The 13,200-nt window shown below is 40.9% G+C and carries 8 protein-coding genes, 2 rRNA genes and 1 other annotated feature; of the genes, 2 read left to right on the top strand and 8 right to left on the bottom strand.

Going from position 1 to position 13,200, the window contains the following annotated elements; translation table 11 throughout:
- Nucleotides 1-37: 37 nt before the first annotated feature.
- Nucleotides 38-1,174 carry a glycosyl hydrolase family 18 protein gene (locus MHB48_RS00090; protein WP_342599617.1) on the bottom strand — a complete coding sequence of 379 codons (1,137 nt, stop codon included), beginning with the start codon at nucleotides 1,172-1,174 and terminating at the stop codon, nucleotides 38-40.
- A 77-nt stretch (nucleotides 1,175-1,251) separates the two neighbouring features.
- Between MHB48_RS00090 and tadA the strand changes: the two genes are divergently transcribed.
- Nucleotides 1,252-1,722, top strand: coding sequence for a tRNA adenosine(34) deaminase TadA (gene tadA / locus MHB48_RS00085; RefSeq protein ID WP_340916546.1), 471 nt, complete (start codon nucleotides 1,252-1,254; stop codon nucleotides 1,720-1,722).
- A gap of 83 nt (nucleotides 1,723-1,805) precedes the next feature.
- Here the strand turns inward: tadA and serS are convergent, their stop codons facing one another.
- The 3 genes from serS to pdxS form a co-directional block, all read right to left on the bottom strand.
- Entirely contained in the window at nucleotides 1,806-3,080 is a 1,275-nt protein-coding gene (serS, locus tag MHB48_RS00080) for a serine--tRNA ligase (RefSeq protein ID WP_342599616.1), read from the bottom strand.
- Nucleotides 3,081-3,135: 55 nt separating this feature from the next.
- Nucleotides 3,136-3,351 (bottom strand) — a binding site (T-box leader).
- Nucleotides 3,352-3,374: 23 nt separating this feature from the next.
- On the bottom strand, nucleotides 3,375-3,968 hold the full coding sequence (gene pdxT / locus MHB48_RS00075) for a pyridoxal 5'-phosphate synthase glutaminase subunit PdxT (RefSeq protein WP_342599615.1): 594 nt from the start codon (nucleotides 3,966-3,968) through the stop codon (nucleotides 3,375-3,377).
- A gap of 1 nt (nucleotide 3,969) precedes the next feature.
- Nucleotides 3,970-4,860, bottom strand: coding sequence for a pyridoxal 5'-phosphate synthase lyase subunit PdxS (gene pdxS / locus MHB48_RS00070; protein ID WP_342601266.1), 891 nt, complete (start codon nucleotides 4,858-4,860; stop codon nucleotides 3,970-3,972).
- Nucleotides 4,861-4,962: 102 nt separating this feature from the next.
- Between pdxS and MHB48_RS00065 the strand changes: the two genes are divergently transcribed.
- Entirely contained in the window at nucleotides 4,963-6,387 is a 1,425-nt protein-coding gene (locus MHB48_RS00065; protein ID WP_342599614.1) for a PLP-dependent aminotransferase family protein, read from the top strand.
- A gap of 18 nt (nucleotides 6,388-6,405) precedes the next feature.
- On the opposite strand, the gene MHB48_RS00060 is transcribed toward MHB48_RS00065, so the two are convergent.
- The 4 genes from MHB48_RS00060 to MHB48_RS00045 all read right to left on the bottom strand — a co-directional run bounded on the left by MHB48_RS00060 (nucleotide 6,406) and on the right by MHB48_RS00045 (nucleotide 13,151).
- Nucleotides 6,406-7,725: a serine hydrolase gene (locus MHB48_RS00060; protein ID WP_342601265.1), complete on the bottom strand. Its 1,320-nt coding sequence runs from the start codon at nucleotides 7,723-7,725 to the stop codon at nucleotides 6,406-6,408.
- A gap of 155 nt (nucleotides 7,726-7,880) precedes the next feature.
- The gene (guaB, locus tag MHB48_RS00055; protein WP_342599613.1) at nucleotides 7,881-9,347 is read right to left on the bottom strand and encodes an IMP dehydrogenase; all 1,467 of its coding nucleotides are present in this window, start codon (nucleotides 9,345-9,347) and stop codon (nucleotides 7,881-7,883) included.
- Between the two features lie 703 nt (nucleotides 9,348-10,050).
- Nucleotides 10,051-10,166, bottom strand: a 5S ribosomal RNA gene (gene rrf / locus MHB48_RS00050).
- 56 nt (nucleotides 10,167-10,222) lie between these two features.
- Nucleotides 10,223-13,151, bottom strand: a 23S ribosomal RNA gene (locus MHB48_RS00045).
- Nucleotides 13,152-13,200: the final 49 nt, after the last annotated feature.

The following is a 13,200-nucleotide window of genomic DNA, read 5'->3' as shown; positions in this document are numbered from 1 at the left end:
GAGCGTTTTTGTCTTTCCAAGGAAAGACAAAAACACCCTATTTTTTCTTTACACGAAACATCTCGTTGAGTAAATACCAATTTTGAGGGAAATCAAAACCACTATGCCAATAAGATATGCCTAGTAGCTTTAATTCGTTTAATAGATTAAACTTCGCTTGAATCGACCGCGCATCCTCAAACCAGACCTCATGCTCTTTCCCATCTTTCCAATAGTGGAAAAAAGGTGCTTGCGCAACTGGATCATACTCTATAGCTGCATTACGATCTTTTGCTAACTGAATGGCTTGCTGTGGGCTTACAGCTTTAGCAAATGGGTTCCCCGGTTTATATGGAAGTGTCCAATCATAGCCATATAAATTTTGACCCATCATGACCTTACTAGGCTCAATTTCGGTTACAGCATATTCTAATACTTTTCGAACTGGACCAATTGGAGATACCGCCATAGGTGGACCTCCACTATAACCCCATTCATATGTCATAATGACAACAAAATCCACTACCTCACCAATAGCTTTGTAATCATGACCACCATACCACTTTCCATTTTGTTCAGCACTTGTCTTTGGTGCAAGACTAGCCGATATGGTAAAGCCTTTTGCATATGCTTTTAATTCCTTTAAGAAGTTCACATAATTTTCTCGATCAGCACTGTCTATATATTCAAAATCGGTATGAATATGTGTGGTTCCTCGCTTTTTTGCTTCTGCTACTGCTTGCTCAAATACTTTTTGTTTTACTTCCTGATTTGTAAAAATAGTGTGTGCTAGCGTATCGCTAAATGCTCCATTTTCTATGTTTGCTAGTACTATGACGGTTTCAACTTTATTTGCTTTTGCTACTTCTGGCAATTTACCCCAACTCATTGTAGTTAGCGTACCGTCTCTTTTCACTTCATAAGCAAAAGGCATCATGTAGGTTAATTGTGCTGCATTTGTTTCTACTTGTTTAATCACATTTTCCGAAGGGATTTCTGTATACCATTCTACATACAGATTTGATTCAATTAACGGTCGATCAGGGCTTGGTGTAGAGGGCAATACAAGTGCCTGCCCCAAAACTAGTACATCTGAATCTGGTATACCATTTATTGAAGCAAGAGTAGTGGCATTAGTCCCAAACTGTTTGGCTATACCATATAAACTATCTCCTTGTTTAACTACATAAATCAATTAATCACTCCTTCAAAAATAGAATATGCAACATGCAAATAAAACATGCTACACTAGGCAAAAGGGGTTGACTCCAATTGGATGAGTATTACATGAATTTAGCAATAGAAGAAGCAAAAAAAGCCGCAGCTATTGGAGAAGTGCCAATCGGTGCTATCATTGTTTATAAAGATGAGGTTATAGCAAAGGCCTTCAATCTAAGAGAAACGACACAAAATGCGACAACACATGCCGAACTACTAGCCATTCAAGAGGCATGTGCGAAAATTGGTAGCTGGCGATTAGAAGAAACGACTCTCTATGTAACACTGGAGCCTTGTCCAATGTGTGCGGGAGCTATTTTACAATCTCGAATTCCTCGCGTTGTGTACGGTGCAAGAGACGCAAAAGCTGGTTGTGTAGATTCGTTATATCATTTACTAAATGACAGTAGATTTAATCATATATGCGAAGTTACAGAAGGAGTTTTATCCGAAACATGCGGAAGTTTGCTTACACATTTTTTTAGAGACCTTCGTGCACAAAAAAAGAACCAGAAACGCCAATAAGTAGCGTTTCTGGTATGTGTCATAAGATATTGTTCACTCAAATATTGCCTTTGGATTGGATGTACGTTCTTTGCCTAATATTATTATTTTATAACTGTTTTTCCACCCATATATGGAACTAAAACTTCTGGGACAACTACAGTTCCATCAGCTTGTTGATAGTTCTCTAAAATAGCAGCAACTGTACGTCCAAGTGCAAGTCCACTTCCATTTAATGTGTGTACATATTCTGGTTTTGCACCATGTTCTCTTCTAAATCGGATACCCGCACGACGAGCTTGGAAATCTTCAAAGTTACTACAAGAAGAAATTTCTTTGTACTCCCCGTAACTTGGTAACCAAACTTCTAAATCATATTTTTTCGCTGCAGTAAATCCTAAATCTGCTGTACACATACGAAGCACACGATATGGTAGTCCTAATAGTTGTAGTACTTTTTCAGCATGACCAGTTAAAAGCTCTAACTGTTCATATGAATCTTCAGGTTTTACAAAACGAACTAGCTCTACTTTGTTAAATTGGTGCTGACGAATAAGCCCACGTGTATCACGACCTGCAGATCCTGCTTCTGAACGGAAACAAGCACTAAAAGCAGTAAATGCTTGTGGTAACGCTGCTCCATCTAAAATTTCATCACGGTAAAAATTCGTTACCGGAACTTCTGCTGTTGGAATTAAGAAATAATCCTCTTCGTTTACTAAAAATGCATCCTCTTCAAATTTCGGAAGCTGACCAGTACCAGTCAAGCTATTACGGTTTGCTAAATAAGGGGGTAGCATTTCTTCATATCCGTGCTCTTCAGAATGTAAATCCATCATGAAATTTATTAATGCACGCTCAAGTCTTGCTCCTAAACCAAGATAAAAAGCGAAACGACTTCCTGTAACTTTTGCAGCGCGTTCAAAATCTACTATTTTTAAATCCGTCGCAATATCCCAATGTGCTTTCGTTTCAAAATCGAATGAGGGAACTTCTCCCCACGTACGAATTTCCAAATTATCGTCTTCAGAATCACCAATAGGAACACTATCATGAGGGATATTTGGAATACGCATCATCATATGTTCAAATTTTTCTTCCACTTCACGTAACTCATCGTCCAATCCTTTAATTTCATCGCCTACTTCACGCATACGAACAATTAGATCATCCGCATTTTCCTTATTGCGTTTCATCTCAGAAATTTTTTGAGAAAACTCATTTCTCTCTGCTTTTAAAACTTCTGTTTTTGCAATTAATTCTCTACGCTTCTGATCCAAAGGTTGGAATTGATCAAATTCTGAAATGTCCTCACCACGCTTGGCAAGTTTTACTTTTACTTCTTCGTAATGATCTCGTACAAATTTTACATCTAACATGTGTAATTCCTCCTTTAAAATAACTAAAAAACGACAAAAAAGCCCCCATCCCATGAAAAGGGACGAGAGCATACCCGCGTTGCCACCCTGATTGACTTGACAATATGTCAAATCCACTTGTTAAATAACGGCTTTTCAACCGGCCACGACCTACTAAGCATTCAATCGTGCAACTCAAAGGACGGATTCACAAGTGTTTTTATCAGCTCACACCAACCGCTGACTCTCTAGAAAAGACGTGCTTGCTACTGCTTCCTATCATCGTTTTTAGATCATGAAATTACTCATACTTTACTATACGTTTGCTTCTTTGGCAAGTGTTTCCTTTACCATTTCTATAAAATACGCAGTAATTCTATGATCATCTGTTAACTCTGGATGAAAGGAACATCCTAGAATATGTCCTTGTCTCGCCATTACAATACGATTTTCATACTTGGCAAGTATTTCAACATCTACTCCAACCTCTACAATATGAGGTGCTCGTATGAAAACCGCTGGAAAATCAGTCGCGACATCTTTAATTTCAATCGGCGTTTCAAAGCTATCCACTTGTCTTCCAAAAGAATTTCTTTCAACCGTTGCATTCAGTACACCAAGATGTGCAAAATCGTATCCAACCAGGTTTTTAGAAAGCAGTATAAGACCAGCACAAGTCCCAAACATCGGCTTTCCAGCTGTAGCAAATGCTTGAAGAGGCGAAAGCATATCATATCTATCGATTAATCGGCGCATGGCAGTACTTTCACCACCAGGAAGAATTAAACCGTCCACCCCAGATAAATCATTCGTGCTTTTTACGACAACTGCCTCTGCTCCACATGCTTCAATGGAACGCATATGCTCACTTACTGCTCCTTGAAGTGCAAGTACTCCTATTTTAACCATCTTACCACCCTCTATCTTGCATACGATCTTGTGCAGATAAACGAGAAATTTCAATTCCCTTCATTGGAATTCCTAAATCTTTCGAAATTTCTACAAGTAATTTATAGTCTTGGTAATGTGTTGTAGCTTCTACGATTGCTTTAGCAAATTTCTCTGGATTTTCAGATTTGAAGATACCTGATCCTACAAATACTCCATCTGCTCCAAGCTCCATCATTAAAGCAGCATCTGCTGGCGTTGCAACTCCACCTGCCGCGAAGTTTACAACTGGCAATTTACCATTATGTTTAATTTGTAATAACACATCATAAGGTGCTCCTAAAATTTTTGCTTCTGTCATTAGCTCATCTTCATTCATATGAACAATTTTGCGAACATGCGCATTCACTTTACGTAAGTGACGAACAGCTTCTACGATATTCCCTGTTCCAGGTTCTCCCTTAGTACGAAGCATCGAAGCTCCTTCTCCAATTCGACGAGCTGCTTCCCCTAAATCTTTACATCCACATACAAATGGTACTGTAAATTCACTTTTACGTAAGTGATATTCTTCATCTGCAGGTGTTAATACCTCAGATTCATCAATATAATCCACGCCCATTGCTTCTAAAATACGCGCTTCTGTAATATGTCCAATACGTGCTTTTGCCATTACTGGGATAGTTACTGCACCCATTACCTCTTCCATAATACGTGGGTCTGCCATACGAGCAACTCCGCCTGCTGCACGAATATCCGATGGAACACGTTCTAATGCCATTACAGCTACCGCACCAGCTGCTTCTGCTATTCTCGCTTGTTCTGCATTGATAACGTCCATAATAACGCCACCTTTTTGCATTTCAGCCATTCCTCGTTTTACTCGTTCTGTTCCAGTTAAATTAGTTGTCATCATTATTTCCCCCCATATCGTTATGAGTTTAGTATAATAGAAGATGACCATTTGAAAAGTGCCAGAAACAATTAAAATGAAATGGTCAGATTGGTGATATGAATGGACTTTCTTATGTTTCAGCTTGAAAAAAATTCTTTAATTCCTTTATATGAACAGCTTTATAGCGAAATTAAAGAAGCAATTATCAGGGGGAAAATAGCGGAAGGAGCTAAACTTCCTTCGAAAAGAAAATTAGCTGACTACTTAGCAGTTAGCCAAACAACAATTGAATTTGCATACAGCCAACTAGTGGCAGAAGGCTATATTTCTTCCGAAGCAAGACGCGGTTTTTTTGTTCAGAACTTAGAGGAACTCGCTTTAATTGAACAAGCAATACCGAATGTTATCCAAGAGGAGAAGTATGTTTCTACTTATTCTATCGATTTTTCTCCCGGAAAAATTGATACAGAGTCCTTTCCGTTTAAAATATGGAGAAAGTACGCCAAAGATATTGTTAATGAAATAAATAAAGATTTTCTTCAACTTGGACATCCACAAGGAGATTATATATTAAGGCATCAAATTTCCTCCTATTTATATCAGTCTAGAGGAGTAAAGTGCACACCTGAACAAATTATTCTTGGATCAGGAACAGAACAAATTATGCCATTAATTATTCGCTTGCTTGGAAAGGAAGCTATTTATGGATTCGAGAATCCCGGCTATCCGCTCACTCATCATTTATTTTTAGAGGACAAACAAAAATCGGTACCTATTCCCGTAGACGAAGATGGGGTAATCGTATCTCGGCTTGAACAAACAAGCGCGACTGCTATGTACGTAACACCATCTCATCAATTTCCAACTGGCGCAGTACTTTCAGCAACTCGTCGAAGCCAACTACTTGCCTGGGCTTATCAACAAGAAAATCGATACATCATTGAGGATGATTATGATAGTGAATTTAGATACACGGGAAAACCTATTCCTTCTCTACAAGGAATCGATCAAAACGAGCGTGTAATCTACTTAAGTACATTCTCTAAATCTTTAATGCCTTCACTCCGAATAGCGTATGCTGTATTACCAAAATCACTTGTCACGCAATATAAACAGAAATACTCTTATTACTCTGCAACTGTTCCTCGAATGGATCAATATATTCTTGCAAATTTTATGGAGGATGGGTACTTTGCAAAGCATCTAAATAAAATGCGTAAAATTTATAAACGTAAATTAGAAATCATTACAAAAACTATTGCTGAGTATGCACCTACCGTCACTATCTCAGGGGAACAAGCAGGCATGCATATTGTATTAACAATTCTCTCTTCGAAAACAGAAGAAGAACTAGTGTCACTAGCAGAACAAGCAGGTATACGAATATACAGTCTTCGTGAATATATAACTGCAGAATTAGAACTAGATTTAGATCCAAAACTTGTATTAGGTTTCGGTGGAATAGAAATAGAACATCTTGCCACTTCAATACATCGATTCATGGAAGCATTAAAAATAAAAAAAAGCACTGAGAACTCGCTTTGAGTTTCAGTGCTTTTATCATTAAAATAGTCCACCTACAAAGTCTGTTGTACTATTCCATAAGTTACCGAAGAATGATCCAATGCCTTGGAACATTAAACTAATCCAACTAGCCCGCTCTACCGCTTCTGTCGTTACAACATCCACTTCTGCTGCTTCATCAGAAATATAACCATAATCTGTTCCTTCTGTTTTCTCTAAATGTACTTTTCCTACAACCGTATCTTTTTCTACGCCAGCTTCTAATTTTTCTGTATTGGCTGTAAAGACCGGCTTGTACAAATCTTTTTCACTGGATCTTACTACCATTGAAATTGGTTCTTTTACCGCAATTGCTACTGTGTCTTCTTTCCCTTTTTCAACGGCTAATGTTTCATGTTTAGGAATTTTGTATCCTGCTGGAACTAATTCTTCTTTTGAAAATTGTGCAAATCCATAGTCAAATAATGCTCTTGTAGCATCAAATCGAGCTTCATATGTACCTTCTCCATTTGCATTTGTAGCTTTCATAACAACGGAGATAACACGCATTCCATTTCTCTTTGCTGTCCCTGTAAAGGAATGACCAGCAAATTCTGTGGTACCTGTTTTTAATCCGTCTGCACCTTCGTATTCATAGACTAACCCTGGCAACATCCAATTCCAGTTACTCATCTTAATTGCATCAGAAGTACCTTCTCTAAATGTTTTCTTAGGTATTTTAGTTGTTTCTAATACTTCTGGATAATCCTTCATTAATAAGTAAGCAAGTTTTGCAACTGATTTTGCTGGCATAACGTTTTCGTCAGAAGCACCTGTATTTGCTGGATGCATTCCTTGTAAATCTGCATTATTCAAGCCTGTGGAATTGACAAACTTATACCCTTCTAATCCCATTTCTTCGGCTTTTTCATTCATTAGCTTCACAAAGTTTTCTTCCGTACCTGCGATTGTTTCGGCAATTGCAATTGTAGCTCCATTAGCGGAATAAATAGCCATTGCTTCATAAAGTTCACGAATTGAATAGCTACCATCTTCACGAAGTGGTACATTACTTAATCGACGATCTTGAGAAATTTTATATGTATAATCATTTACAGAGTACTGTTGATCCCACTTAATTTTCCCTGATTCAATCGCTTCAAAAAGTAAATACTCGGTCATCATTTTCGTCATGCTTGCAATACCTAAAGGTGCATCAGCATTTTTTTCATATAAAATTTTCCCCGAATCTGCATCGATTAATATTGCAGCATCGACGTATAAATTTAAGCTCTCCTCTGCTTTTGTAGCAGTTGGCATACCACATACAACTGAAACAAGAAACATCGGAAGTACTAGCCACTTAATCATTGATGTCATCCAAACTTTCTTCACTACAGTACCTCCACTATTCGTTTTATCACTGCCCATTTTATCATACTTTTTCACTTAGTTGGCACCTAGATTTAAAAAAGCACTCATTCGGCCTACATTAAGACGTTGAATGAGCGCAAAAGTTTCGATTTAAGTGCTACTTAAGATATAGAGTAGTTTGGAGCTTCTTTTGTTATTTGCACATCATGTGGATGGCTTTCACGTAATCCAGCACCAGTCATACGAATAAATTGTGCTTTTTCACGTAAATCTTGCAAATTACCAGTTCCACAGTACCCCATCCCTGCTCGAACACCACCAAGTAATTGATGAATTGTATCAGAAAGTGGGCCTTTATATGGTAAACGACCTTCAATACCTTCAGGAACTAATTTTTTCGCATCTTCTTGGAAGTAACGGTCTTTTGAACCTTTTTCCATTGCACCAATTGACCCCATTCCACGGTATACTTTAAAACGTCTACCTTGGAATATTTCTGTTTCTCCTGGACTTTCTGTTGTTCCTGCAAGTAAACTACCCAACATAACAACATGTCCACCTGCAGCAAGAGCTTTCACGATATCTCCAGAGTACTTTATTCCTCCATCTGCAATAATCGATTTGCCTGCTTTACGAGCTTCTGTTGCACAATCGTAAATAGCAGTAATTTGAGGAACGCCAACTCCTGCAACTATACGAGTTGTACAAATTGATCCTGGACCAATACCAACCTTGACCACATCGGCACCTGCTTCAAACAAAGCACGAGTTGCCTCACCTGTAGCAACGTTTCCAGCAATGATATCTAACTCTGGATATGCTTCCCGAATACTTCTTATAGTATCTATAACACCTTGAGAATGACCATGTGCTGTATCAATAACAATGACATCTACTTGTGCTTTTACAAGCTTTTCTACGCGCATCATTGTATCTTTTGTAACACCTACCGCGGCACCAACTAATAAACGACCATGATGATCCTTTGCAGCATTTGGAAATTCAATAACTTTTTCAATATCTTTAATTGTAATAAGTCCCTTTAACATTCCGTTTTCGTCAACGATAGGTAACTTCTCAATTTTATATTGTTGTAAAATTTTCTCTGCATCTTCTAATGTTGTTCCCACCGGTGCAGTTACTAATTGTTCTTTCGTCATCACTTCATCGATTTTTAGAGAGTAGTCTTGAATAAAGCGTAAATCACGGTTTGTAATAATGCCTACTAATTGTAAATCTTCTGCATTATTAACTATCGGAACGCCTGAAATTCTAAATTTCCCCATTAAATGCTCTGCATCATATACTTGATGAGTTGGTGTTAAAAAGAAGGGATCTGTAATAACTCCATTTTCAGATCGTTTAACTGTTAGTACTTGCTCTGCTTGTTCTTCAATGCTCATGTTTTTATGGATAATTCCTAATCCACCTTGACGTGCCATTGAAATAGCCATTTTGGCTTCTGTCACAGTATCCATACCCGCACTAATTACCGGTATATTTAAGTTAATTTTTGACGTTAATTGAACCGATAAGTTAATATCTTTTGGTAATACTTCTGATTGTGCTGGAACTAGTAAAACATCATCAAATGTTAAACCTTCTTTTTGAAATTTAGACTCCCACATTACTCTAATTCCTCCTCTAGATTTGAATATTATTACAAGGTTATCAGCGCATCTGCATAGTGTCAAGATTCCTAAAATAATATATTTATTCGGATTTTTCTATTAATTTTCTTTGCATGGTTATTCATTTAGTCTTATCCATCCAATATGGCTTTATTCATATACTAGCGAGATATTAGGTGTATTATTATAGGAACTTTTTTTAAGTTAGCCTGTATAACTGACAATAAAGTTATTTTTTTGGTATAACAGAAAACAAATAAATTTGAGATAAATTTCAGAGAAGCGACAATCAATACTATCGAATTCGAGACTAAATAGTGAGAAATGGAGACCAATTTATCAAGAATTGCAATCAAATAAATAACATTAAAAAAAGCTACTACTGATTTCTCGGTAGTGACTTTTTGTCGCTCGGCGACGTCCTACTCTTGCAGGGGGAAACCCCCAACTACCATAGGCTAAAGAGTTTAACTTCCGTGTTCGGGCTGCGAAAGCAGATGGACTGCAGATTTCTTCGTCAGCTGCAGTCTTTCGGCTCTCACGTAGGCTATACGTTCCGAGCCTCTCTTCTTTGCTTCCTCGAACTCTTTTCCCCTCTACTTTCTCGCACACTTTTCTATAACTAACATACATGATGCCTTCGGTCTTCTTTTTCGTACAAAAAAAGCCGCTACCGATTTCTCGGTAACGACTTCTTGGTGCCCAGCGACGTCCTACTCTTGCAGGGGGAAACCCCCAACTACCATCGGCGCTGAAGAGCTTAACTTCCGTGTTCGGTATGGGAACGGGTGTGACCTCTTCGCCATCATCACTAGACCTTGAGTTGTTCACTCAAAACTGGATAAAAGACATTGAATTCTTCAAATTCTATTTTGGTTAAGTCCTCGATCGATTAGTATTCGTCAGCTGCACGTGTCGCCACGCTTCCACCCCGAACCTATCTACCTCATCGTCTTTGAGGGATCTTACTTACTTGCGTAATGGGAAATCTCATCTTGAGGGGGGCTTCGTGCTTAGATGCTTTCAGCACTTATCCCGTCCACACATAGCTACCCAGCGATGCTCTTGGCAGAACAACTGGTACACCAGCGGTGTGTCCATCCCGGTCCTCTCGTACTAAGGACAGCTCCTCTCAAATTTCCTACGCCCACGACGGATAGGGACCGAACTGTCTCACGACGTTCTGAACCCAGCTCGCGTACCGCTTTAATGGGCGAACAGCCCAACCCTTGGGACCGACTACAGCCCCAGGATGCGATGAGCCGACATCGAGGTGCCAAACCTCCCCGTCGATGTGGACTCTTGGGGGAGATAAGCCTGTTATCCCCGGGGTAGCTTTTATCCGTTGAGCGATGGCCCTTCCATGCGGAACCACCGGATCACTAAGCCCGTCTTTCGACCCTGCTCGACTTGTAGGTCTCGCAGTCAAGCTCCCTTCTGCCTTTACACTCTTCGAATGATTTCCAACCATTCTGAGGGAACCTTTGGGCGCCTCCGTTACACTTTAGGAGGCGACCGCCCCAGTCAAACTACCCGCCTGACACTGTCTCCTACCCGGGTTACGGGTATGGGTTAGAATTTCAATACAACCAGGGCAGTATCCCACCGACGCCTCCTCCGAAGCTGGCGCTCCGGGCTCTAAGGCTCCTGCCTATCCTGTACAAGTTGCACCAAAATTCAATATCAAGCTATAGTAAAGCTCCACGGGGTCTTTCCGTCCTGTCGCGGGTAACCTGCATCTTCACAGGTACTATAATTTCACCGAGTCTCTCGTTGAGACAGTGCCCAGATCGTTACGCCTTTCGTGCGGGTCGGAACTTACCCGACAAGGAATTTCGCTACCTTAGGACCGTTATAGTTACGGCCGCCGTTTACTGGGGCTTCAATTCGCACCTTCGCTTGCGCTAAGCACTCCTCTTAACCTTCCAGCACCGGGCAGGCGTCAGCCCCTATACTTCACCTTACGGTTTTGCAGAGACCTGTGTTTTTGCTAAACAGTCGCCTGGGCCTATTCACTGCGGCTCTTCTAGGCTATTCACCCAAAAGAGCACCCCTTCTCCCGAAGTTACGGGGTCATTTTGCCGAGTTCCTTAACGAGAGTTCTCTCGCTCACCTTAGGATTCTCTCCTCGACTACCTGTGTCGGTTTGCGGTACGGGCACCTATCACCTCGCTAGAGGCTTTTCTTGGCAGTGTGAAATCAGGAACTTCGGACTAAGTCCTCGCCATCACAGCTCAATGTTATAGAATGCGGATTTTCCTACATTCACACCTTACTGCTTGGACGTGCATAACCAACAGCACGCTTACCCTATCCTTCTGCGTCCCCCCATTACTCAAACGGTGGTTTGGTGGTACAGGAATATCAACCTGTTGTCCATCGTCTACGCCTATCGGCCTCGACTTAGGTCCCGACTAACCCTGAGCGGACGAGCCTTCCTCAGGAAACCTTAGTCATACGGTGGACGGGATTCTCACCCGTCTTTCGCTACTCATACCGGCATTCTCACTTCTAAGCGCTCCACCAGTCCTTCCGGTCTGACTTCAACGCCCTTAGAACGCTCTCCTACCACTGATACCAAAGGTATCAATCCACAGCTTCGGTGATTTGTTTAGCCCCGATACATTTTCGGCGCAGCGTCACTCGACCAGTGAGCTATTACGCACTCTTTAAATGATGGCTGCTTCTAAGCCAACATCCTGGTTGTCTAAGCAACGCCACATCCTTTTCCACTTAACAAATACTTTGGGACCTTAGCTGGTGGTCTGGGCTGTTTCCCTCTTGACTACGGATCTTATCACTCGCAGTCTGACTCCCAAACATAAATCATTGGCATTCGGAGTTTGTCTGAATTCGGTAACCCGGGATGGGCCCCTAGTCCAAACAGTGCTCTACCTCCAAGATTCTTAACGTTTGAGGCTAGCCCTAAAGCTATTTCGGAGAGAACCAGCTATCTCCAGGTTCGATTGGAATTTCTCCGCTACCCACACCTCATCCCCGCACTTTTCAACGTGCGTGGGTTCGGACCTCCAGTAAGTGTTACCTTACCTTCATCCTGGACATGGGTAGATCACCTGGTTTCGGGTCTACGACCACATACTCATTCGCCCTATTCAGACTCGCTTTCGCTGCGGCTCCGTCTTCTCAACTTAACCTTGCATGTAATCGTAACTCGCCGGTTCATTCTACAAAAGGCACGCTATCACCCATTAACGGGCTCTAACTACTTGTAGGCACACGGTTTCAGGATCTATTTCACTCCCCTTCCGGGGTGCTTTTCACCTTTCCCTCACGGTACTGGTTCACTATCGGTCACTAGGTAGTATTTAGCCTTGGGAGATGGTCCTCCCAGATTCCGACGGAATTTCACGTGTTCCGCCGTACTCAGGATACACTCAAGAGAGAATGAACTTTTGACTACGGGGCTTTTACCCTATCCTGCGGACCTTTCCAGATCGCTTCGTCTAGCTCATTCCTTTGTAACTCTATGTAGAGTGTCCTACAACCCCAAGAGGCAAGCCTCTTGGTTTGGGCTATTCCCGTTTCGCTCGCCGCTACTCAGGGAATCGATTTTTCTTTCTCTTCCTCCAGGTACTTAGATGTTTCAGTTCCCTGGGTGTGCCACAGATACGCTATGTATTCACGTAAATGTACTGCTCCATTACGAACAGTGGGTTTCCCCATTCGGAAATCTCCGGATCAAAGCTCACTTACAGCTCCCCGAAGCATATCGGTGTTAGTGCCGTCCTTCTTCGGCTCCTAGTGCCAAGGCATTCACCGTGCGCCCTTATTAACTTAACCTAATATGGCTTCCAATTACTTGGAGTCCATTCAAAATTAGTAGTTAAAA

It is taken from the genome of Psychrobacillus sp. FSL H8-0483 (assembly GCF_038637725.1).
GTDB lineage: Bacteria > Bacillota > Bacilli > Bacillales_A > Planococcaceae > Psychrobacillus.
The sequence above is the reverse complement of the archived record's forward strand: the minus strand, read 5'-3'. Positions and strand labels throughout refer to the sequence as shown.